This window comes from Streptomyces sp. cmx-18-6 (assembly GCF_046548915.1).
Taxonomy (GTDB): Bacteria; Actinomycetota; Actinomycetes; order Streptomycetales; family Streptomycetaceae; genus Streptomyces.
This window is the reverse complement of record NZ_JAEBEP010000015.1, coordinates 93290-114857: the sequence shown is the minus strand read 5'-3', so window position 1 is coordinate 114857 and position 21568 is coordinate 93290. Positions and strand designations below refer to the sequence as shown.

General features: G+C 72.6%; 18 protein-coding genes. 8 read left to right on the top strand and 10 right to left on the bottom strand.

Annotated features, from left to right (window positions below):
* Positions 1-71: 71 nt before the first annotated feature.
* Complete coding sequence (locus tag ACLJPL_RS29015) at positions 72-1775, top strand: threonine/serine exporter ThrE family protein (RefSeq protein ID WP_411083906.1); 1704 nt, start codon at positions 72-74, stop codon at positions 1773-1775.
* 222 nt (positions 1776-1997) lie between these two features.
* Here ACLJPL_RS29015 and ACLJPL_RS29010 read toward each other — a convergent pair whose 3' ends face one another.
* The gene (locus tag ACLJPL_RS29010) at positions 1998-2708 is read right to left on the bottom strand and encodes a DedA family protein (protein ID WP_411083905.1); all 711 of its coding nucleotides are present in this window, start codon (positions 2706-2708) and stop codon (positions 1998-2000) included.
* A gap of 191 nt (positions 2709-2899) precedes the next feature.
* Between ACLJPL_RS29010 and ACLJPL_RS29005 the strand changes: the two genes are divergently transcribed.
* The 3 genes from ACLJPL_RS29005 (at position 2900) to ACLJPL_RS28995 (ending at position 6530) form a co-directional block, all read left to right on the top strand.
* The gene (locus tag ACLJPL_RS29005; protein WP_411083904.1) at positions 2900-4180 is read left to right on the top strand and encodes an ion channel protein; all 1281 of its coding nucleotides are present in this window, start codon (positions 2900-2902) and stop codon (positions 4178-4180) included.
* A gap of 255 nt (positions 4181-4435) precedes the next feature.
* Positions 4436-5059, top strand: a complete 624-nt coding sequence (gene wrbA / locus ACLJPL_RS29000; protein WP_411083903.1) for an NAD(P)H:quinone oxidoreductase — start codon at positions 4436-4438, stop codon at positions 5057-5059.
* Positions 5060-5102: 43 nt separating this feature from the next.
* Positions 5103-6530 carry a glutamate decarboxylase gene (locus ACLJPL_RS28995; RefSeq protein WP_411083902.1) on the top strand — a complete coding sequence of 476 codons (1428 nt, stop codon included), beginning with the start codon at positions 5103-5105 and terminating at the stop codon, positions 6528-6530.
* Between the two features lie 8 nt (positions 6531-6538).
* Here the strand turns inward: ACLJPL_RS28995 and ACLJPL_RS28990 are convergent, their stop codons facing one another.
* From ACLJPL_RS28990 to ACLJPL_RS28975, 4 genes are all read right to left on the bottom strand, one after another.
* Entirely contained in the window at positions 6539-7384 is an 846-nt protein-coding gene (locus ACLJPL_RS28990; RefSeq protein WP_411083901.1) for an ABC transporter permease, read from the bottom strand.
* Positions 7381-8349, bottom strand: coding sequence for an ATP-binding cassette domain-containing protein (locus tag ACLJPL_RS28985; RefSeq protein ID WP_411083900.1), 969 nt, complete (start codon positions 8347-8349; stop codon positions 7381-7383). The genes ACLJPL_RS28990 and ACLJPL_RS28985 overlap by 4 nt, the downstream gene beginning before the upstream one ends.
* A gap of 86 nt (positions 8350-8435) precedes the next feature.
* On the bottom strand, positions 8436-9077 hold the full coding sequence (locus ACLJPL_RS28980) for a PadR family transcriptional regulator (protein WP_411083899.1): 642 nt from the start codon (positions 9075-9077) through the stop codon (positions 8436-8438).
* A gap of 58 nt (positions 9078-9135) precedes the next feature.
* On the bottom strand, positions 9136-10422 hold the full coding sequence (locus ACLJPL_RS28975; protein ID WP_411083898.1) for an MFS transporter: 1287 nt from the start codon (positions 10420-10422) through the stop codon (positions 9136-9138).
* A 43-nt stretch (positions 10423-10465) separates the two neighbouring features.
* Between ACLJPL_RS28975 and ACLJPL_RS28970 the strand changes: the two genes are divergently transcribed.
* Positions 10466-11497, top strand: a complete 1032-nt coding sequence (locus ACLJPL_RS28970; protein WP_411083897.1) for a GlxA family transcriptional regulator — start codon at positions 10466-10468, stop codon at positions 11495-11497.
* 86 nt (positions 11498-11583) lie between these two features.
* Here ACLJPL_RS28970 and ACLJPL_RS28965 read toward each other — a convergent pair whose 3' ends face one another.
* Together ACLJPL_RS28965 and ACLJPL_RS28960 are read right to left on the bottom strand one after the other, a co-directional pair.
* On the bottom strand, positions 11584-13041 hold the full coding sequence (locus tag ACLJPL_RS28965) for an aldehyde dehydrogenase family protein (RefSeq protein ID WP_411083896.1): 1458 nt from the start codon (positions 13039-13041) through the stop codon (positions 11584-11586).
* Positions 13042-13128: 87 nt separating this feature from the next.
* Positions 13129-14010: a helix-turn-helix domain-containing protein gene (locus ACLJPL_RS28960; protein WP_411083895.1), complete on the bottom strand. Its 882-nt coding sequence runs from the start codon at positions 14008-14010 to the stop codon at positions 13129-13131.
* A gap of 343 nt (positions 14011-14353) precedes the next feature.
* On the opposite strand from ACLJPL_RS28960, the gene ACLJPL_RS28955 reads away from it, so the two are divergent.
* Positions 14354-14860 (top strand): ATP-binding protein, encoded by a 507-nt coding sequence (locus ACLJPL_RS28955; RefSeq protein WP_411083894.1) that lies wholly within the window; start codon positions 14354-14356, stop codon positions 14858-14860.
* A gap of 180 nt (positions 14861-15040) precedes the next feature.
* Here the strand turns inward: ACLJPL_RS28955 and ACLJPL_RS28950 are convergent, their stop codons facing one another.
* Positions 15041-15283 carry a DUF397 domain-containing protein gene (locus ACLJPL_RS28950; protein ID WP_411083893.1) on the bottom strand — a complete coding sequence of 81 codons (243 nt, stop codon included), beginning with the start codon at positions 15281-15283 and terminating at the stop codon, positions 15041-15043.
* Positions 15284-15615: 332 nt separating this feature from the next.
* Here ACLJPL_RS28950 and ACLJPL_RS28945 point away from each other — a divergent pair, with 332 nt between their 5' ends.
* Positions 15616-16140 (top strand): hypothetical protein, encoded by a 525-nt coding sequence (locus tag ACLJPL_RS28945; protein ID WP_411083892.1) that lies wholly within the window; start codon positions 15616-15618, stop codon positions 16138-16140.
* 168 nt (positions 16141-16308) lie between these two features.
* Here ACLJPL_RS28945 and ACLJPL_RS28940 read toward each other — a convergent pair whose 3' ends face one another.
* Both ACLJPL_RS28940 and ACLJPL_RS28935 read right to left on the bottom strand, forming a co-directional pair.
* Positions 16309-18435 carry an FUSC family protein gene (locus ACLJPL_RS28940; protein WP_411083891.1) on the bottom strand — a complete coding sequence of 709 codons (2127 nt, stop codon included), beginning with the start codon at positions 18433-18435 and terminating at the stop codon, positions 16309-16311.
* Positions 18436-18490: 55 nt separating this feature from the next.
* Positions 18491-19675 (bottom strand): DUF2786 domain-containing protein, encoded by a 1185-nt coding sequence (locus ACLJPL_RS28935; protein WP_411083890.1) that lies wholly within the window; start codon positions 19673-19675, stop codon positions 18491-18493.
* A 185-nt stretch (positions 19676-19860) separates the two neighbouring features.
* Here ACLJPL_RS28935 and ACLJPL_RS28930 point away from each other — a divergent pair, with 185 nt between their 5' ends.
* The gene (locus ACLJPL_RS28930; RefSeq protein ID WP_411083889.1) at positions 19861-21528 is read left to right on the top strand and encodes a bifunctional 3'-5' exonuclease/DNA polymerase; all 1668 of its coding nucleotides are present in this window, start codon (positions 19861-19863) and stop codon (positions 21526-21528) included.
* Positions 21529-21568 lie beyond the last annotated feature (40 nt).

Below are 21568 nucleotides of genomic sequence, written 5' to 3'. Positions count from 1 at the left end.
CGGGGATCATGCCGGTGGCCATACTGGGCACACGTGCGCCCAGAGATGCAGCCGAGGAGGAACGAGGTCGAGTGGTGGCGGAATCGGGCGGTCCGGAGGACCTCAAGCCCCAGTCCGACGAAGCGCGGAGCGCCTTCGTCCCGCCCGCCGGGACGAGTCAGCCGGCCTCGCCGCCCGAGGAGGACCATCCGACGTCGGAGTTCGCGCTGCCGACCGGGGTTCATCCGGAGCCCAGCGGTCCGGCCGGTTCCAGCGGCGGCTCCGGGGGGCTGTCGAACTCCGACACGCTGAGTTCCGCTTTCACCCCGCCGAGCACCTACAACGCGCAGCAGGCGCCGCCCGCGTTCACCCCGGCGCAGGGCATCCCGATGGTCAAGCTGACCAAGGAGGCGCCCTGGCAGGACCGGATGCGCACGATGCTGCGGATGCCGGTGACCGAGCGCCCGGCCGCGGACGCCGTGCAGCGGCACGACGAGGACGCGGGTCCGGCCGTGCCGCGCGTCCTCGACCTGACGCTCCGTATCGGGGAGCTGCTGCTGGCGGGCGGCGAGGGGGCCGAGGACGTCGAGGCGGCGATGTTCGCGGTGACCCGTTCGTACGGGCTGGACCGCAGCGAGCCGACGGTCACGTTCACGCTGCTGTCCATCTCGCACCAGCCCTCGCTGGTGGACGACCCGGTGACGGCGAGCCGTACCGTACGCCGCCGGGGCACCGACTACACCCGGCTGGCGGCCGTCTTCCGGCTGGTGGACGACATCACCAGCGAGGACACCGACATCACCCTGGAGGAGGCATACCGGCGTCTCGCGGAGATCCGCAGGAACCGGCACCCCTACCCGGGCTGGGTGCTGACGGCGGCGGCCGGGCTGCTGGCGGGGTCGGCCTCCGTGCTGGTCGGCGGCGGGGTGCTGGTCTTCGTCGTGGCGGCGGCGGGCGCGATGCTCGGCGACCGGCTCGCGTGGCTGTGCGCGGGGCGCGGGCTGCCGGAGTTCTACCAGTTCACGGTGGCCGCGATGCCGCCCGCCGCGATGGGGGTGGCGCTGACGCTGACCCACTCGACGGACATCCGCCCCTCCGCGGTGATCACCGGTGGGCTGTTCGCGCTGCTGCCGGGGCGGGCGCTGGTGGCGGGGGTGCAGGACGGGCTGACCGGCTACTACATCACCGCCTCCGCCCGTCTGCTGGAGGTCATGTACTTCTTCATCGGGATCGTCGCGGGCGTGCTGATCATCCTGTATCTGGGGGTGCAGCTGGGGGCCCAGCTCAACCCCGAGGCCCAGTTCGTGCCCAACGACCGGCCGGTGCTCCAGATCCTGGCGTCGATGGCGCTCAGCCTGGCCTTCGCGATCCTGCTCCAGCAGGAGCGTTCCACCGTGCTGGCGGTCACCCTCAACGGCGGTGTGGCCTGGATCATCTTCGGGGCGATGGCCCGGACCGGGAACATCTCGCCGGTCGCGGCGACGGCGGTGGCGGCCGGTCTGGTGGGCCTGTTCGGCCAGTTGTTCTCGCGCTACCGGTACACGTCCTCGCTGCCGTACATCACGGCGGCGATCGGGCCGCTGCTGCCCGGTTCGGCGACGTACTTCGGTCTGCTGGGCGTGGCGCAGAACGACGTCACCCGCGGGCTGACCTCGCTGTCGACGGCGGTCGCGACGGCGCTGGCCATCGCGATCGGGGTGAACCTGGGGAGCGAGATCTCGCGACTGTTCATGGGGATGCCGGGCACGATCGGCGGGGCGAGCCGCCGGGCGGCGAAGCGGACCCGAGGGTTCTGAGGCCCGGCGGCCGGAGGCGTACGGCTTCGCGGGCGCGATGCGGGGCCGGAGGCGTACGGCTTCGTCGGCGCGACGGAAGACCGGAGGCGTACGGCTTCGCGGGCGCGCTCCCCGGTGTGCGCGCGGGCGCACCGGCCGGATCGCTCGCGGGCGCGACGGAAGGCGCCCCTGCCCTGTGGATCCGGGCAGGGGCGCCTTCGTACGCGTACGTACGAGAAGGGGTCAGCGCTTGGCGTGGCGGCCGCGCTGGCCGGAGCCCGGGCCCGGCGGCGGGCCGCCCGGGTTGTTCCGCGCCTCGGCGGCGGCGGCCTTCTTCGACTGGCTGCGGGAGCGCAGGACCTCGATCACGATCGGCACCACGGACATGAGCACGATCAGGATGAGGATCATCTCGATGTTCTCGTGCACGAAGTCGATCTTACCGAGCAGCGCGCCGAGCACGGTGACGCCGACGCCCCACAGGAGCGCGCCGACGACGTTGTAGATGACGAACAGGCGGTAGTTCATCCGGCTGACGCCCGCGATGATCGGCGTGAACGTCCGCACGATGGGGACGAACCGCGCCAGGACCAGCGACTTCGGGCCGTGCTTCTCGAAGAACTCGTGGGCCTTCTCCACGTTCTCCTGCTTGAAGAGGCGGGAGTCCGGGCGCTTGAAGAGGGCCGGGCCCACCTTGCGGCCGAAGAGGTAGCCCACCTGGTCGCCGAGGATCGCGGCGATGGCCACCAGCGTGCAGACCAGCCACAGCGGGTACTTCAGCTGTCCCGTGGTCACCAGGAGACCCGTGGTGAACAGCAGGGAGTCGCCGGGCAGGAAGAAGCCGATCAGGAGTCCGGACTCGGCGAAGACGATGAGGAGCAGGCCGGGGAGGCCGAACGTGTTGAGCAGATAGTCCGGGTCCAGCCAGCTCGGGCCGAGCGCAAGCGTATTCAAGGGTCCGGGCTCCAGGATGAGGTGTGCGACGGGGGCTCTGTGGCCACCCCAAGCTATCAACGCCCGATGAACACCCTTGGTTCCAGTGGCGCGCAGCGACAATGCGCATCCTACGAAGCGGCTCCGGATGACGTGTCCCACCGGTGGTGCCAAGGAGCTTTTGCGCGCATTCGTCACCTTATGGTGACCCGATGGCCCCCGAATCCCCCGCGCCGCCCCGCCCGCCGGCCGCCCCGGCCCGGCGGCTTCTGCCGCTCGTCCTGCCCGCGATCGTCGTCGGCGTGGTCTGCGCGCTGGTGCTGCTCGGGGTGAGCCTGCTGGCGGAGCGGCTCCAGGACGTGCTGTGGGAGACCCTGCCCGACGCGCTCGGCGTGGGGCGCTTCTCCTCGCTGTGGATGATCGTGATGCTCACCGCGACCGGCCTCGCCGTGGGCCTGGTCCTGCGGGCCGTGCCCGGTCACGGCGGGCCCGACCCGGCCACCACCGGGCTGGTGGACGCCCCGATGCGGCCCGGGATCGTCCCCGGGCTGCTCCTGGTGACCATGCTGGCGCTGGCGGGCGGGGTCAGCCTCGGGCCGGAGAACCCGATCACCGCCGCCAACGTCGCGCTCGCCTACTGGCTCGGGCGGCGGGCCGCGCCCGGCTCACCGGCCGAGCTGTGGGTGGCGCTCGCCGCCGCCGGGACGATCGGGGCCCTGTTCGGCACCCCGATCGCCGCCGCGCTGATCCTCTCCGAGACGCTGGCCTCGCAGCCGGGCCCCGGGGCGTTCTGGGACCGGCTGTTCGCCCCGCTCGCGGCCGGCACGGCGGGGGCGCTGACCATGTCGCTGATCGCGGAGCCCAGCTTCGACCTGGCCCTCCCCCCGTACTCCGGACCGCACTGGGGCGATCTGCTCTCCGCCCTGCTGATCGCCTCGGCGGGCGCGCTGCTCGGGCTGCTGGCGGTGTACGCGTTCCCGGTGGCGCACCGGGTCTTCCGCGCGCTGCGGCACCCGGTGCTCGCGCTGGCCCTCGGCGGGCTGGTGCTGGGGCTGCTCGGGGCGCTGGGCGGGCATCTGACCCTCTTCAAGGGGCTGGACGAGGTGAAGGAGATCGCCGGGGACCCGGACGGGTGGTCGGCCGGGGAGTTCGCGGTGATGGCGGTGGTGAAGACGGCCGCCCTGGTGATCGCGGCGACCTGCGGCTTCCGGGGCGGGCGGATCTTCCCGGCGGTCTTCGTGGGGGTGGCGCTCGGGCTCTGCGCCCATGCGCTGGTCGACGCCGTGCCGCCCGCGCTCGCGGTCTCCTGCGCGGTGCTGGGCGTGCTGCTCGCCGTCACCCGGCAGGGCTGGGTGAGCCTGTTCACGGCGGCGGTGCTGGCCGGCGACGCGTCCGTGCTGCCGATGCTGTGCGCGGCCACCCTGCCCGCCTGGCTGCTGGTGACCGGGCGGGCCCAGATGCAGCTGGACGAGGAGGGGAAGGCGCTGCGGTGAGGGGGACGCGTGGGGTGGGGAGGGCGGGGCGGGGGGGTGCGGAGGGGCCGTTCGTCCGCATCCCGCGCGCGGGGCGGAGGGGGTCGGTCGGGTCGGTCGCACGCGGAGCGGAGGGGACCCGGCCGCCGGCACGCGGGGCGGAGGGGCCGTTCCTCCGACGCGCCGGACGCCGTGAATCTCCGTATCGTCGACTTCGTACCGTTACGTACCTTTGCTCAGCGTTTCGATCCGCCGCCGCCCGATGGAGGTCCCCGCATGTCCACGCCCGTCAACGTCGCCGTCATCTACTACTCGTCCACCGGCACCGTCGCCACGATCGCCAGGGCCATCGCCCAGGACGCGGAGCGGGCCGGGGCGGTGGTGCGGCTGCGGCGGGCCGCGGAGCTGGCCCCGCAGTCGGCCGTCGACGCCAACCCGGCCTGGGCCGCCAACGTGCAGGCGACCGCCGACGTGCCCGAGGTCTCGCCGGACGACATGGTCTGGGCGGACGCGGTGATCTTCGGCTCGCCCACCCGGTACGGGAACGTCACCGCGCAGCTCAAGCAGTTCATCGACACCCTCGGCGGGCTCTGGCAGTCCGGGCAGCTGGCCGACAAGGTCTACAGCGGCTTCACCGCCAGCTCCACCGCCCACGGCGGCCAGGAGTCCACGCTGCTGGCGCTCTACAACACGATCCACCACTTCGGCGGCATCCTCGTCGCCCCCGGGTACACCGACCCCTCGAAGTTCGTCGACGGCAACCCGTACGGCACCTCGCACGTGTCCGGGCAGGGCGACATCCCGGTCGGCGAGCAGACGCTGACCGCCGCCCGGGTGCAGGCCGAGCGGGTCGTGAAGTTCACCCGGGCGCTCAAGGCCGGCCTCGCCGCCGAGAGCTGAGAACCAGAGCTGAGAATCCAGAGCTGAGGAAGAGGACTCCCCCATGCCGCTCCACCGAGGCGCCCACCCGCAGCGGGACGAACACTCCGAGGAGCGGCGCAGGCTCGCCCTCAACCCCTTCTACGGCGAGGCCGACCCCACGGCGGCGATGAACACCGCGCCGCCCCGGCACAAGCTCCCGGACGGGCCGCTGCCGCCGCTGACGGCGTACCGGCTGGTCCATGACGAGCTGATGCTCGACGGCAACTCCCGGCTGAACCTGGCCACGTTCGTCACCACCTGGATGGAGCCCCAGGCCGGGGTGCTGATGAGCGAGTGCCAGGACAAGAACATGATCGACAAGGACGAGTACCCGCGCACCGCCGAGCTGGAGCGGCGGTGCGTGGCGATGCTCGCGGACCTCTGGCACGCTCCCGATCCGGCGTCGGCCGTGGGGTGTTCGACCACCGGGTCGAGCGAGGCGTGCATGCTGGCCGGGCTCGCCCTGAAGCGGCGCTGGGCGAAGCGGAACGCAGACCGCTATCCGGCGAGCGCCCGGCCCAATCTGGTGATGGGCGTCAACGTGCAGGTGTGCTGGGAGAAGTTCTGCAACTTCTGGGAGGTGGAGGCCCGGCTGGTCCCGATGGACGGCGAGCGCTTCCATCTCGACCCGCAGGCCGCCGCCGAACTCTGCGACGAGAACACCATCGGGGTCGTCGGCGTCCTCGGCTCCACCTTCGACGGGTCCTACGAGCCGATCGCCGACCTCTGCGCGGCCCTGGACGCCCTCCAGGAACGCACCGGTTTTGACGTCCCCGTCCACGTCGACGGGGCCTCGGGCGCGATGGTGGCCCCCTTCCTCGACCCGGATCTGGTGTGGGACTTCCGGCTGCCGAGGGTGTCCTCGATCAACACCTCGGGCCACAAGTACGGGCTGGTCTACCCGGGAGTCGGCTGGGCGCTGTGGCGTACGGCGGACGAGCTGCCGGAGGAGCTGGTCTTCCGGGTCAACTACCTGGGCGGCGACATGCCGACCTTCGCGCTGAACTTCTCCCGGCCCGGGGCGCAGGTGGTGGCGCAGTACTACACGTTCCTGCGCCTCGGGCACGACGGCTACCGGGCGGTCCAGCAGGCATCCCGCGACGTGGCGTGCGGCCTCGCCCGGTCGGTGGAGGAGCTCGGTGACTTCCGGCTGCTCACCCGGGGCGACGAGCTGCCGGTCTTCGCCTTCACGACGAACCCGGACGTGCACGCGTACGACGTGTTCGACGTCTCCCGCCGGCTGCGGGAGCACGGCTGGCTGGTCCCGGCCTACACCTTCCCCGCCAACCGGCAGGACCTGTCGGTGCTGCGGGTGGTGTGCCGCAACGGGTTCTCCTCCGACCTCGCCGCCCTGCTGATCGAGGACCTCAAGCTGCTGCTCCCCGAACTACGGTCGCAGAAGCACCCGTTGAGCCACGACCGGGCGGTCGCCACGGCCTTCCACCACTGACGCCCGCTCTACCGGCTCAGCCGCGCGAACTTCCCCACCGCCAGCGGGAAGAACACCGCCACGATCGCCACCGGCCAGAGCACCGCGAGCAGTTGGGCGTGTTCGGCGGCCCAGGAGCCGGTCGCGCCGCCCGGGTTGCCGAACAACTCCCGTACGGCGGTGGCGGTGGCGGACATCGGGTTCCACTCCACCACCGCGCCCAGCCAGCCGGGCATCGACGCCGGAGCGGCGAAGACGTTGGAGAGGAACCCGACCGGCCAGATGAGGATCTGGACCGCCTGCACCAGCTCGGGGCGGCCCGCCACCATGGCCAGCAGGATGCCGACCCAGAGCATCGCGAAACGGAGCAGGAGCAGCAGCCCCACCGCGGCCAGTGCGGCGGACGCGCCGTTGTGCCAGCGCCAGCCGACCGCGTAGCCGACGCCGCCCATCACCGCGAGCGCCGCCGCCGACTGGAGCATGTCCGCCGCGCTGCGGCCGACCAGGACCGCGCCCGGGACCATCGGCAGGGAGCGGAACCGGTCGATGACGCCCTTGCCGAGGTCCTGGGTGACCGCGAGCATCGTGCTCTCCAGGCCGAAGGCCATGGTCAGCGCGAGCATCCCGGGGACCAGGAACTCGGTGGGGTCGCCGTCCACGCCCCGGCCGCCGCCGACCAGGTACGTGAACATCAGCAGCAGCATCACCGGGAAGACGAGGCCCACCACCACCTCGACGGGCTGCCGGGCCCAGTGGGCGAGTTCGCGGCGGGTCATCGTCCAGGAGTCGGTCAGCGCCCAGGCGATCCGGGAGGGGCCGCCACCGTGACCCGCGAGTCCGCCGCCGGGCCCTGTGACTGTGGTCGTCGCGCTCATGCCGCCGCCTCCGTCGTCTCGCGTGCCGTCTGTTCGCCGGCCTGTCGCCCGGTCAGGGAGAGGAACACCTCGTCCAGCGTCGGGCGGCGCACCGCGATGTCCTCCGCCTCGATGCCCGCCTCCTGGAGCGCCCGGACCGCTCCGGTGAGGGCCGCCATCCGGTCCGGGGCCGGGGCGCTGATCAGCCGGCGGTCCGGGTCGAGCGCCGGGTCCTCGACGCCCAGCGCCACGGCCGCCCGTGCCAGCCGGGTCGCGTCGCGCAGGACGATGTCGATCCGGTCGCCGCCGACGAGCGCCTTGAGCTCGTCGGAGGTGCCCTCGGCGGCGACCTTGCCGTCGTCGATGAGGGAGATCCGGTCGGCCAGCTGGTCCGCCTCCTCCAGATACTGCGTGGTCAGCAGGACGGTGGCGCCGCCGCCGACCAGGGACCTGACCGCGTCCCAGACCTCGGCCCGGCCGCGCGGGTCCAGGCCGGTGGTGGGCTCGTCCAGGAAGAGGACGGATGGTTCGGTGATCAGGGACGCGGCCAGGTCGAGCCGTCTGCGCATCCCGCCGCTGTACTGCTTGACCGGCTTGCGGCCGGTGTCCGCGAGCCCGAACCGCTCCAGGAGCTCGTCCGCCCGGCTGCCCGCCCGGCGTGCGCCCAGGTGGTACAGCCGCCCGAACATCTCCAGGTTCTGCCGCCCGCCGAGCTGTTCGTCCACCGCCGCGTGCTGGCCGAGCAGTCCGATCCGCCGCCGCACGTCGAACGCCCGGTCGCGGACGTCGAGGCCGGCCACCGTCACCCGGCCCGCGTCGGGGCGCAGCAGCGTCGACATGATCCGTACGGCGGTGGTCTTGCCCGCCCCGTTGGGGCCGAGCACCGCGTGGACGGCGCCGGCTCCGACCGCGAGGTCCAGCCCGTCGAGGGCGCGTTTCTCCCCGTACCTCTTGTGGACGCCGTCCAGGACGATCGCCTCGGTCACGTTCCCCGCCACCCCTCGGTCATCACGTAGTCAAACTTGACTAGGAGGTCGAAGGTAAGCCAGGTTCCGTCATTCGTCAAACTTGATTAGTCGGCGTCCCCGGGGTCGGGAACCCCGGTCGCGTACGGGTTCTCCTCACCCTCCGCGAGCACCCCGACGAACGGGTCGCCCTCGCCGTCGAAGGTGTACGCGCCGCCCTCGATCCGCTCGATCAGGCCCCGCGTCCACTCCGCGCCCGCGTCGGCCGAGTGCACCCACAGGTTCATGATCTCGCCGACGTGGCCGAGGGATTCGGGGCCGTCCTCGGGGGTGTAGTACTCGGTGACCGAGTCCCGCCACTCCTTCATGCCCGTCACCCGCTCCTTGAGCAGCGCGACCGCCTCCTCGCGCGGCAGGTCGACGATGAACCCGATCGCCGCCGAGAGGACGTCGAGGCTCTGGTCGTAGAGGCGGATGGCGTCGCGCAGCAGGGTGCGGTACTCGTCGAGGCCCGCTTCCGTGACCTCGTACTCGGTACGCGGCGGGCCGCCGGCGGTCGAGGGGGCCGTCTCGTGCGCGAGGAGCAGTCCCTGCTTCGCCATCTGCTTCAGGGCGTGGTAGATCGACCCGGGCTTGGCGTTGGACCACTCGTGCGCGCCCCAGTACTCCAGGTCGTTGCGCACCTGGTAGCCGTGCGCGCGGCCGTGCATGCGCACGGCTCCGAGGACCAGCAGCCGGATCGCGGACATGGCACCCATCCCTTTCCCCGGCGATTCGGGGGGCTTTCGCCTCCGGGCACATCCGGGCTTACTGTTCAACTTTGACTAGGGTATCCCGTACGACTACGGCCAACAGCGCCGCGACCACGCACCCGGCGGCGAGTGCGAACCACACCGGGTCGTACGTGCCGAACGCGTCCCGCGCGGTGGCTCCGAGGAAGGCCGAAGCTCCCGCGCCCAGTTGGTGGGCGGCGTTGGCCCAGCCGAAGACGATGGGGCCGTCCTCGCCGTAGACGCGGCGGCAGAGCTCGATGACCGGGGGCACGGTCGCCACGTCGACGAGCCCGTAGACGAGCACGAAGAGGAGCATCGGGGCGGTGACCGCCGAGGAGAACAGCACGGGCAGCGCGAGCAGGGTGAGCGCCCGGACCGCGAAGCAGACGGTCAGCAGGCGGCGCGGGTCGAACCGGTCGGTCAGCCAGCCGGAGAGGATCGCGCCGAGCGCGGAGAAGACGCCGATCAGGGAGAGCAGCGAGGCGGCCGCCGTGACCCGCATGCCGTGATCGTGCGCGGCGGGGGCCCAGTTGGACCACATGATGCCGTTGGTGGACGCGCCGCACAGGACGAACATCCCGGCCAGCAGCCAGAACGGGCCGGTGCGCAGGGCGGCGGCGAGCACCTTCAGCGTGCGCGCGGCGGCCCCGGAGGCCGGCGGCGGCCTGGGGACGAACTCCCGTGCCCCGTACGGCTTCGCGCCCACGTCGGCCGGGTGGTCGCGCAGCAGGAGCAGCACCAGGGCGGCGACGGCCAGCGCCACGAACGCCAGGGTCACCACCGGCGGCCGCCAGCCGAAGCGGTCGACGGACCCGGCCAGCAGCGGCAGGAAGAGCAACTGCCCCAGGTGGCTTGAGGAGCTGAGCGCCCCGGTGACCAGACCGCGTCGCCGGTCGAACCAGCGGGCGGTGACGGCGGCCGCGAAGGTCATCGTGAGGCAGCCGCTGCCGAGGCCGATCAACACGCCCCAGTACGCCGTCAGTTGCCAGGGCCGGGTCATGAACCCGGTGAGCAGGGCCCCCGCCGAGACGAGCAGCAGCGCGCCCATGACCACCCGGCGGGTCCCGATCCGGTCCATCAGCGCCGCCGCGAAGGGCGCGGTCAGGCCGAACAGCACCATGTTGACGGAGGCGGCCAGCGCGATCTGGCCCCGGTCCCAGGCGTACTCCTCGTGCAGGGGCGTCACCAGCAGCCCGGGCACGGTGGTGAACGCGCCGGCGGTGACGATGGCGGCGCCCGCGACGACGGCGATCACCCAGGCGCGGTGGAGGCGGGGCCCCGGGGTGCGGCATGTGGTGGTGGTCGGTGTCGGATGAGCCATGGGACCAGCCTGGCGAGCCTCGTCCGCCGTAACGAGTGTCCAGATGGACCACATGCGCAAGAATATGGCCATGCCCACGGTCTTCACCCACCCCGGACGCCATCGCGTCGCCGTCCTCGCCCGCCCGGTGCTGCTCCCCATCGAGCTGGGCATCGTCCACCAGCTGTTCGGCCAGGCCAGGCGGGGCGCCTCGGCGGACGGGGAGCCGCTGTACGAGGTCGCCACCTGCGCGCTGCGGCCGGGCGACGTGGCGGCGGACGGGGACTTCACGGTGGCGGTCCGGCACGGCCCCGAGGCGCTGGCCGAGGCCGACACGGTGATCGTCCTGTCGTCGTACGACGACTACGTCCAGGACACCCCGGCGCTCCCGGCCCCCCTCGCCGACGCCTTCACCCGCATCCGCCCCGGCGCGCGGGTGGCCTCGATCTGCACCGGCGCCTTCGTGCTGGCCTCCGCCGGGCTGCTCGACGGGCACACCGCGACCACCCACTGGCGGTACACGGACCTCTTCGCCCGGCTGTTCCCGCGGGTCGAGCTGGACCCGGACGTCCTCTACACGGACGGGGGGAGCGTGCTGACCTCGGCCGGGTGCGCCGCCGGCATCGATCTGTGCCTGCACCTGATCCGGCGCGACCACGGAACGGCCGTCGCGAACGACGTGGCCCGGCGGGCCGTCGTACCGCCGCACCGCGACGGCGGCCAGGTCCAGTACATCCGGCGCCCCGTGGCGGACCGCGCGGCCCCCGGCACCTCGGCCGCCCGGGAGTGGGCGCTGCGGCACATCGAGGAGCCCATCACGCTGGGGCAGTTGGCGGCCAGGGAGTCGATGAGCGTACGCCACTTCAACCGGCGCTTCCGGGAGGAGTCCGGCACGACTCCGATGAACTGGCTGAACCGACAACGCGTCGAGCTCGCCCGGGAGTTGCTGGAGGAGTCCGACCTGCCCGTCGACCAGGTGGCCGCGCGGGCGGGCCTCGGCACGGCGGCCAACCTGCGCCAGCACTTCCACGCGGCGCTGGGCGTCTCGCCGAGCGCGTACCGGACGACGTTCCGGGGGCCGGGGGCGGGCGCGTAAGGGTGCGGGCGCGGGCGCGCAGGGGCGCGCAGGCCCGGGGACGTCAGCGCGCGGGCCCGGGGACGTCAGCGCACGGGCTCCAGGGCTCAGAAGGGGAAGGCCGCGCGCCCGTGCTGGATCGACATCCACTTCAGCGTGGTGAACGCCTCCACGACCGCCTCGCCGTTCAGCCGCCCGAGCCCGGACGTCTTCTCGCCGCCGAACGCGGCCAGCGGGTCGTCCTGCACGGTGGAGTCGTTGACGTGGAACATCCCGCTGACGATGCGCTCCGCGAACCGCACCCCGCGCTCCGTGTCGCCGGTGTGCACGGCTCCGCTCAGCCCGTACGGACTGTCGTTGACGATCCGTACGGCGTCGTCCTCGCCGTCGAACGTCAGCAGCAGCGCCACCGGCCCCAGGATCTCCTGCCGCAGCAGCGGGGAATCGGGGGCGAGGCCGGTCAGGACGGACGGCTCCACGACGTTGCCGCGGGTCCGGCCCCGTACGAGCGCGGTCGCTCCGTCCGCGACCGCGCGGTCGACCAGGGCGGTCAGCGCGTCGGCCTGGAAGGCGTTGATGACCGGGCCGATCCGGGTCTCCGGGTCGCGCGGGTCCCCGGACTTGAGGGCGGCGACCTCGGCGGTGAACCGCTCGGTGAACTCCGCGGCCACCGACCGGTCCACCAGGATCCGGTTGGCCGCCATGCTGACCTGGCCCTGGTACAGGAAGCGGCTGAAGACGGCCGCCCGCACCGCGTGGTCGAGGTCGGCGTCCTCCAGCACCACCAGGGCGCTGTTGCCGCTGAGTTCGAGGATCGTCCGCTTGAAGTGCCCGGCCGCGGTGGCGGCGACATGGCGGCCGACCCGGTCGGAGCCGGTGAACGAGATCACCTTGGGCACCGGGTGCTCGATGAACGCGTCGCCTATCTCCGCGCTGTCCGTGATGAGGACGTTGAGCAGCCCGGCCGGCAGCCCGGCCTCCTCGAAGATCCGCGCGATCAGCGTGCCGCCCACGACGGGGGCGCTCTGGTGGGGTTTGACGACGACCGCGTTGCCGAGCGCCAGGGCGGGCGCGACGGACTTCATGGTCACCAGGAAGGGGAAGTTGAAGGCGCTGATCACGCCGACGACGCCCACGGGAAGGCGGTAGAGGCGGTTTTCCCGGCCGTCCGACACGGCGGGCAGCAGGCGGCCCGTGGGCCGCAGCGACTGCCGGATCGCCTCGCGCAGGACCTCGCTCGCGCCCCGCACCTCGTACGCGGCACGCACCCGGGTGCCGCCCAGCTCGTCGATGACCGCCTCGACGATCTCCTCGGTGCGCTCCCCCGTGATGCGCAGGGCCCGCTCCAGGACCGCCCGCCGCTCGTACGGGTTGGTGGCGGCCCAGGTCCGCTGCGCGCGCTCGGCGGCCCGGTAGGCGGCGTCGACCTCCAGCGCGGTGGCCACGGTGACGGCGGCGAGTTTCTCGCCGTTGTAGGGATTGAAATCGATGATGTCCCACGAGCCGCTGCCGGTGCGCCACTCGCCGTCGATGTACTGGTGGGCCAGTTCATGGAAGAAGGACATGCAATCCCTTACTGCAGGCGTTCAAACCGCAGGCGTTCTACTACAGGCGTTCACAGACCCCTGATGCCACGTCATTGTACTGACTAATCACGAGAGTTGGAGGAGTCCACGAAGGAGATCCCGGCTCTCCTCGGGCCCGGGGCTGTCCTGATGCAGGCAAACCATGGCTTTTTCGTACTGAGCGACCTCCTCGGGCTTGTCCAGATAGAGCGCGCTGGTCAGCTGCTCCAAATAGACAATGTCCGACAGATCGGATTCCGGAAAACGCAGCATGGTGAAAGAACCGCTCTCGCCCGCGTGCCCTCCGTAACTGAAGGGCATCACCTGGAGCGTGACGTTCGGCTGCTCCGACATGTCGATCAGGTGCCGCAATTGGGCGCGCATCACTTTCCGTCCGCCGTACGGCCGGCGCAACGCGGCCTCGTCCAGAACGGCGTGGAAGGTCGGGGCCCGCTCGGAGACCAGTGCCTTCTGCCGCTCCAGACGCAGCGCGACCCGGCGGTCGACCTCGGCCGCCGACGCTCCGCGCATGCCGCACTCGACGACCGCGTGCGCGTACGCCTCGGTCTGCAACAGGCCGTGCACGAACTGCACTTCATAGATGCGGATGAGGGAGGCCGCTCCCTCCAGACCGACATAGGTCTGGAACCAGCCGGGCAGCACGTCTCCGTAACTGTGCCACCAGCCCGCCACGTTGGCCTCGCGCGCCAGACCGAGGAGCGCGTCGCGCTCCGCGTCGTCCGCGACACCGTAGAGCGTGAGCAGATCCTCGACGTCCCTGGCCTTGAAGCTCACCCGTCCCAACTCCATGCGGCTGATCTTCGATTCAGAGGCCCGGATGGAGTAGCCGGCCGCCTCACGGGTGATACCGCGCGACTCCCGCAGCCTTCTGAGCTGAGAGCCCAGGAGGATGCGCCGCACCACCGATCCACTCGACTCGCCTGCCGACACTGGTCCGACCCTCCCCATCGCCTACCGGACACTCGGAGCGCCCCCTGAACCCCGAGGAGCCGGATTCTGCCACCAAAACGCTTCAGCCCGTACTCATTCGATTACGGAAATGGGAAGACGTCCGGAAAGCTCCGGAAACTGCCTCGGGGAAGAAATCCACCAGAACCACCACGGTATCGGGCAGGCCAGGCACGTGCACGTGCATCTGCCCTTGCATCTGCTCTGCGCATTGGGAAGCATGGCCACCGCGCACCTGCGTGCTCGTGTTGTGCCGCTGTACCCCCCGCAGTACCGCTGACAGGCAGTGCCGCTACAGCCGCGAATCCCGGGAGTGCCTCGTATGGGGACGAATGGATCGACGATGCTCGAGCCGTTACGGCAGGGGCTTCCCCCTACCGACCCCTCAGGGGTCGCCGGATCGGCCTCCTGCGCCCTGCCCGCCCGTTACGAAGCGGTAGGCGGCGCACGGAAGTTCACCCGGACCACCCTGGAGCGGTGGGAGCTGGGCGAACGTTTCGACGACGTCGCCCTGGTGGTGTCCGAGCTGGTCACCAACGCCCTGCGCCACGCACTGCCGGCCGACCCGCCGCGGGAGTTCCAGGACCCGCCGGTGCGACTGCATCTGATGCGCTGGAGCTCGCGGTTGGTGTGCGCGGTGCGCGACCCGAGCCGGGAGAGCCCGGTGGCGGGCGAGGCGGCGGACTCCGCCGAGTCGGGGCGCGGACTGTTCCTGGTGGAGTGCGTCAGCGACAGCTGGGGCTGGCACCCTTCACCGGCTCCGGCGGGAGAGCTCCCGTCCGGGCCGTTGTACGGCAAGGTGGTCTGGGCCCTGTTCCGGCTCCCGGAGGGCGTGAAGAGCGGGCAGTGAGAGGGGGGCGGGGCCGGATTCGGCCTCCCCCGGAGCCCTGGGAGCCGCCGCGCCCCCGGGGTTGTTCGGCTGCCCGGGCCCGTTCGCCCCTTGGCCCTGCGGTCGCCCGGGCCCGTTCGCCCTTGGCCCCTGCGGTCGCCCGAGGCCGCGCGGCGCCTCAGGACCGCCCGGCGGCCGGTGTCAGCCTCCCGCCGCCAGGTGGTCGAACTCGCCGTCCTTGACGCCGAGCAGCAGCGCCTCGATCTCGGCCGGCGTATAGACGAGAGCGGGCCCGTCCGGGTGGCGGGAGTTCCGCATCGCCACATTCCCTCCGGGCAGTCTCGCGAACTCCACGCAGGAACCCTGGGAGTTGCTGTGTCTGCTCTTCTGCCAGACGACTCCGCGAAGCTCTGTGGCCGCCATGCCGTTGTACACGTGGTGCACAGGACGCTCCCCGAGTTTCAAGGTGCAAGTGTCAACTACCTCGGATCATAGCTGTGTTCATATGCCAATGCATGAGCAGATGCACGTGCACGCGGGGTGTTCCTTTGATTACAGCCATTTCTCCGTGCCGGGCGAGCGCGCGCCACGACCGCCCCGTCGATGCCGTGCGCGCCGTACGGGCGGACCGCGCCGAACCGGTCGGTCCACCGGCGCTCTTCCGGAAGAGAGACGAACGGCACGTCTATTTCGCTCCCGCTCAACGGAGTTGATTGGCTTCCGTTGGTAACGTGGCGCGCGCTTTCCACCGGAAAATGAGCAAGGGGGAACTCCACGTGACCAGGTTCGTACGCACCGGGGCCGTCGTCGTCGCCGGTCTGGCCGCATCGCTCGCGCTGACCGCGTGCGGCGGTGACAGCGGGTCGGGCAAGGACTCCGGCCCGGATTCCGGGACCAGCCCGACGCCCGGCGGAGAAAAGGGAGCCGGCGAGTCCGCGGGGAGCGGCGGCACGGACGCCGCGGCGCTGACGGGCACCTGGGTGGGACTGACGGACGGCAAGAACGTCACCGTCTCCATCACCGCGGGCAAGGTCGCCCTCGTCGCCGACCAGGCGGTCTGTCAGGGCGATGTGAAGGACATGGGCGAGACGATGCTCGCCCTGAAGTGCAGCGGCGGCAACAACGACCGCTCGATGGGCGCGATCGAGTCCAACGACGGCAAGACCCTGGTCCTCTCGTGGGGCGGCGGGATCAAGGACACCCTCTCCAAGGCCGACCCGGGCAAGCTGCCCACGGATCTGCCGTCGCTGCCGGAGATGCCGGAGATCCCCGAGCTTCCGGAGATGCCGTCGGCGTCCTGAGGTCGTCAGATCGGCAGGCGCTCGGGGCGGCAGGCGCTCAGGTCGGCAGGCCGTTCTCAGTCCGCCGTTCTCCGTTCTCAGTCCGCCGTCCGCCGTTCTCCGTTCTCAGTCCGCCGTTCTCCGTTCTCAGTCCGCCGTTCTCAGTTCTCAGTCCGCCGTTCTCAGTTCTCAGTTCTCCGCGAGCGTGCTGCTCACCCGCGTGGAGCCGCCGCGCTCGTCCATGGCGCGGGTGAACTCCTCCAGCGCCTCCAGGAGCAGCGCCGCGCCCCGGCGCACCACCGGGTCGCCGGCCGGCGCGGTGCCGTCCTCCGTGGGCGTCGGCATGTCCCAGTGGGCCACCGCGTCCACCACCGGCTGCCAGTCGGGCAGCCGCCGCTCCCGTACCGCCTTGGCGCCCTTCTCCGTGGCCCGGCGCAACGCCTCGGCCAACTGGGCGGCGCCCGGCACGGGGTCGGCCGACCGGGCCGGCAGGTGGGCCTCCAGCACCATCGCGGACCGGCCGAGCTGGGCCAGGGCGTGCTGGGCGTCGGTGGCGGCGGCGCGGGAGATGCCCCGGTGGCGTACGGGTTCGTGCTGGGCGGTCGCCAGCGCCTCCTGCCAGGCGACCCTGGCCTCCCGGGTGGCGATCAGGGCGTCCCGCACCTCGTCCAGGTCGCGGTGGGCCGGATCCGCGTACCGGTCGACCACCGTCGCCGCGTACCGCCCGTCCGCCACCAGCCACTCGGCCAGCCGGTTGCGCAGCCGCGGGGTCTCCCAGGCCGGGAAGACGGCGTACGAGATCATCGCGAGGAGCCCGCCGACCAGCGTGAGCACGATGCGTTCGGTGACGGTCTGGGACCAGTCGTCGCCCGCCATGCCGAGCAGGAAGACGACGTACGCGGAGACGCAGACCTGGCCGACCGCGTACCCGGTCCGCATCAGCAGGTACATCAGCCCGGCGCAGACCACCGCGAGCAGCGCGGAGAGCCGGGCGTCGGGGTGGGCGGTCTGCACGACGGCGGTGGCGAGCCCGATGCCGACCAGGGTGCCGCAGAACCGGGCCACGGAACGGCCGTACGTCTGCGAGAACTCCGGGCGCATCACCATGACGGCGGTCATCGGCGCCCAGTAGCCGTGCCCGAGGGGGAGGGCCGCGCCCACGAAGTAGCCCGCCACGGCGACCACCGCGACCCGGATCGCGTGCCGCAGGATCGGCGAGCCCGGGTGCAGCTCCCGGCGCATCGCCTTCAGCACGACCGGCACCAGCCGCAGCAGCGTGGGCCGGTGCCGGGTGTCCGGGGCGAGGTCGGACGGCACCCCGCTGTCGGTGCCGGTGCCCTCCGCGATCTCCAGGACGTCGTCGAGGAGGGCGGCGAGCCGGTCGGCGGCGCGGCGGGCGGGCCCGACGAGGATCACGTCGTTGTCGGGGGTCTTCAGGACGCCCAGGTCGGTGGCGGAGAGGTGGACGGGCTCGCCGTGGCGGACGGCCCGCGCGGCGGCGTCGAGCACGGACCCGGCCGCGCCCAGCAGCTCGTTCACCCAGGCCCGTTCCAGGCCGTCGCCGGGCACGCCCATCGCCGGGTCGGCCAGTGAGGCGAGGACCGGGCGCAGCCGTTCCGCGACGCCCCGGGCCCCGTGGAGTTCGGCGGGGCGGCGGCGGGCCTGGCGCGGGGTGACGGCGGCGGCGCTGCGGGCGGTCATCAGGGGCAGCGGGTCGAAGGGGGCGACCGGGTCGTGGCGCAGTCGCCGGGCGTAGTCGGCCTCGGCCGAGAGCGCGTCGGCCAGCGCGTCGCGCTGGGCCCCCCATCTGCGGACCGGGAACAGCACGATCAGCAACGCCTGGACCACTCCGCCGACCAGGATCATCCCGGCGTGGGCGGCCGCGTCCGCGACGGAGGACGGCAGGGTGATCGTCACCAGCATGATCGCGACGTTGGACGAGGCGATGATGCCGCCCGTGGGGCCCGCCGCCCAGGCGAGACCGGCCAGGAAGGTCCAGACCCCGAGCAGGCACAGGAACAGCACGGGCTGCGAGGCGGAGACGTAGCCGAGGAACGTCGACACGGCGAGGCTGGCCCCGGAGACGAGCGCGAGCACGGGGCGCGGCCGCCAGCTGCGCTGGAAGGTGGCGATGGCCGCCTGGAAGGCCCCGAACGCCGAACTGGCCGCGATCTCGGGCCCGAACACCACGAGGCTCGTCCCGACGACGAGGGCGAGACCGGCCGCCCCGCGAAAGGCGATGAGCGGTTCGAGCCTCTGCCGCTCGATCTCCAGCCCCGAACGGGCGGTCTCTTTCAGCGCCCGGAGCCAGCTCATGGGCCGAGCCTAGCCCGGATCGGGGAGCCTGGCCCGCATTACGGACAAGGCGGCCTTACGCCATGATTTCGCCGTCGCGTCCACCGGGCGTACGGCCGCTCCCGGAACCCACCCGGGCCCGGTCGGCGGCTGCCGTCCCGTGGTTCCAGCCGTCCAGATCGGTGGCCCCGCGGACCCGGGTGGTGGTCGTCCGGGGGAACATCCGCTCGGCGGTCTCGGTGACGGCGACGTCCCGGGCGGCCAGGACGGGGAGCAGGCCGCCGGTGTCCGCGGCGGTGTCGGACGCGGCGGCCGTGGACACCCGTTCGGCGCTGTCGGCCAGTCGCGCGCCCAGCCGCTGCGCGTACGCCATCAGGAACGACTGCCGGAAGGTCTTGGTCCGCTTACGGCCGGAGGCCCGCTGTCCGGCCTCCGCCCGGGTCATCGCCGCCGTCCCCTGCACCAGCAGCGAGGTGAACAGCAGCTCGACGGCCTCCAGGTCCGGTTCGAAGCCGACGACCGTGCTGAAGCCGAGGTCGCCGTTCCACACGGCCCGGCAGCGGTTCGCGGAGGCCACGGCGTCGAGCAGGATCGCCTTCGCGCTCTCGTACGGGGGTTCCACCCCGATCCGGCACGCCCCCGGGCTCCCCGTGCTCCGCGTACGGGCGGCGAGCAGGGCCTCGTCGATGCTGTGTCGGGCCATCAGCTCCTGCGCCTTGCTCGTCAGCGCCTCGGCCTCCTCCGGGAAGCCGGTCGCCTCCGCCTTCGCCAGCAGGGCCCGGATCCGGGTGAGCATGCGGGGTTCGTCGGGGGCGGGCGGGCGGTGGAGGTGGTCGGCGGCGGCGGCGGGCGCGGGGCCGACCGGCTCGATCGCGGGGAGTCGCAGCAGCAGTCGGTAGAGCTCCAGCAGATCGGAGGCGTAACCGAAGCGGTCGGGCTTGTTGCGCGGTGCGGGGCCGGGCAGGTCGGCGAGCTGGGCGCGCCAGCGGGGCGGCAGTTCGGCGTACCGGGCGGTCTCGGCGGCGATCAGCGTGCCCGCCAGCACCGCCCGCCGCTCGTCGAGCTCCAGCCGGACGAGCCGGACCAGGTCGGCGGGGTGCCAGCCCCTCCCCCAGGCCCGGGTGACGAACTCCTCGCCGCGCCGGTGCAGCGCGTCGTCCGCGTCGGGGGCGGCGGCGAGCAGGGAGGCCCCGGTGTCCAGGGCCGCGTCGCCCTCCGCGTACAGCGCCGCCGCGCATGCCTGGTCGATCACCGGTTCCATCCGTCCAGGGTAGGCGGGCGTCGGCAGGGGCTGTTCGGGACGGCCGTACGGGGGGTCGCGGACCCGGTTCCGGGTGGTGGGTCGCGGGCCCGGTTCCGGGTGGTGGATCGCGGACCCGGTTCCGGGTGGTGGGTCGCGGGCCCGGTTCGGGGGCGCTGTCAGTGGGGGGTGCCAGACTCGCGGGCATGACCGGACGGTGGGCGGTGGCGGCGACGGACGGGGGCGGTGCACGGCTCGTGCCGCTCGCGCGGGACGGCACGCCCGCCGGGCCGGTCCTGACCGAGCCCGATCTCGTCCGGGCGGTCCGCTCCCGGCCCGAGGCGGTGCGCTGGGTGTGGCGCTCCACCGCCGAGCTCTACCCCCGGCTGCTCGCCGCCGGGGTCCGCGTCGAGCGGTGTTACGACGTCGAGTGCGCGGAGCTCCTGCTGCTCGGGCACGCGGGGCGGCTCGGTGAACCCCGCTCCGCCGCCGCGGCGCTGGCCCGGCTGGACAACGCGCCCGTGCCCCCGGACCCGCCGGCCCGGTCCGCCGAACCGGGCGCGCAGTCCTCCCTCTTCGAGCCGGCCTCCGGCCCCGGGGTCCCCTTCGAAGGGCTGCTGCGGGTCTACGCGGACCAGGTCCGCCGCCACGACGCGGCCGAGCACCCGGACCGGATGCGGCTGCTGACCGCGTCGGAGTCGGCGGGGATGCTCGTCGCGGCCGAGATGCACCGGGCGGGGCTGCCCTGGCGGGCCGATGTGCACCGGGAGGTGCTGCACGGGCTGCTGGGCGAGCGGTACGCGGGCGGCGGCGAGCCCCGCAGGCTGGCCGAGCTGGCGGACGAGGTGTCGGCGGCGTTCGGCAGACGGGTGCGGCCCGATCTGCCCGCCGATGTGGTGAAGGCGTTCGCGCAGGCGGGGATCTCGGTGAAGTCGACCCGGCGGTGGGAGCTGGAGGGGCTGGACCACCCGGCGGTCGAGCCGCTGATCGCGTACAAGAAGCTGTACCGGATCTGGACGGCCCACGGCTGGAGCTGGCTCCAGGACTGGGTGCGCGAGGGCCGCTTCCGCCCGGAGTACCAGCCGGGCGGCACGGTCAGCGGACGGTGGACGACCAACGGCGGCGGGGCCCTCCAGATCCCCAAGGTCATCCGGCAGGCCGTCGTCGCCGACGAGGGGTGGCGGCTCGTCGTCGCGGACGCCGACCAGATGGAGCCGCGGGTGCTGGCCGCGATCTCCCGCGACCGGGGCCTGATGGATGTCGCCGGTCACGACGGCGACCTCTACAAGGCGCTCTCCGACCGGGCGTTCCACGGCGACCGCGAACACGCCAAGCTGGCCCTGCTCGGCGCGGTCTACGGCCAGACGTCAGGCGACGGCCTGAAGAACCTGGCCGCCCTGCGCCGCCGCTTCCCGCTCGCCGTCGCCTATGTCGACGACGCGGCACGGGCGGGCGAGGAGGGCCGGACGGTACGGACCTGGCTGGGCCGCACCAGCCCGCCGGTCGCGCTGGCGGGCCAGGACGAGGAGGCGGGCATCCCCCAGGAGGGCGGCGAGAGCGTGTCGGACGGCGGACTGGCCCGGGCCCGGGGCCGCTTCACCCGGAACTTCGTGGTGCAGGGCAGCGCCGCCGACTGGGCGCTGCTGCTCCTGGCCGGGGTGCGCCGGGCCCTGCACGAACAGGGGCTCCGGGCGGAGCTGGTGTTCTTCCAGCACGACGAGGTGATCGTGCACTGCCCCGCCGAGGAGACCGCCGCCGTCACCGAGGCGATCCGCTCGGCCGGTGAGCTGGCCGGGCGGATCGCCTTCGGGGAGACCCCGGTGCGGTTCCCGTTCACCACGGCGGTGGTGGAGCGGTACGCGGACGCCAAGTGAGGCGCGCGGGGGCCTGGTTACGTGTGCGTGGGGCGGGTCG

Excerpts from the sequence above, each read along its gene's own strand:
- ACLJPL_RS28965 (WP_411083896.1), bottom strand. The coding sequence starts at position 13,041 with ATGTCCTTCTTCCATGAACTGGCCCACCAGTACATCGACGGCGAGTGG.
- ACLJPL_RS28975 (WP_411083898.1), bottom strand. The coding sequence starts at position 10,422 with ATGGCTCATCCGACACCGACCACCACCACATGCCGCACCCCGGGGCCC.
- ACLJPL_RS28990 (WP_411083901.1), bottom strand. The coding sequence starts at position 7,384 with ATGAGCGCGACGACCACAGTCACAGGGCCCGGCGGCGGACTCGCGGGT.
- ACLJPL_RS28980 (WP_411083899.1), bottom strand. The coding sequence starts at position 9,077 with ATGTCCGCGATCCGGCTGCTGGTCCTCGGAGCCGTGCGCATGCACGGC.
- ACLJPL_RS29005 (WP_411083904.1), top strand. The coding sequence starts at position 2,900 with ATGGCCCCCGAATCCCCCGCGCCGCCCCGCCCGCCGGCCGCCCCGGCC.
- ACLJPL_RS28935 (WP_411083890.1), bottom strand. The coding sequence starts at position 19,675 with ATGGAACCGGTGATCGACCAGGCATGCGCGGCGGCGCTGTACGCGGAG.
- ACLJPL_RS28995 (WP_411083902.1), top strand. The coding sequence starts at position 5,103 with ATGCCGCTCCACCGAGGCGCCCACCCGCAGCGGGACGAACACTCCGAG.
- ACLJPL_RS28960 (WP_411083895.1), bottom strand. The coding sequence starts at position 14,010 with ATGGGGAGGGTCGGACCAGTGTCGGCAGGCGAGTCGAGTGGATCGGTG.
- ACLJPL_RS28955 (WP_411083894.1), top strand. The coding sequence starts at position 14,354 with ATGCTCGAGCCGTTACGGCAGGGGCTTCCCCCTACCGACCCCTCAGGG.
- wrbA (WP_411083903.1), top strand. The coding sequence starts at position 4,436 with ATGTCCACGCCCGTCAACGTCGCCGTCATCTACTACTCGTCCACCGGC.
- ACLJPL_RS28930 (WP_411083889.1), top strand. The coding sequence starts at position 19,861 with ATGACCGGACGGTGGGCGGTGGCGGCGACGGACGGGGGCGGTGCACGG.
- ACLJPL_RS28940 (WP_411083891.1), bottom strand. The coding sequence starts at position 18,435 with ATGAGCTGGCTCCGGGCGCTGAAAGAGACCGCCCGTTCGGGGCTGGAG.
- ACLJPL_RS28970 (WP_411083897.1), top strand. The coding sequence starts at position 10,466 with ATGGACCACATGCGCAAGAATATGGCCATGCCCACGGTCTTCACCCAC.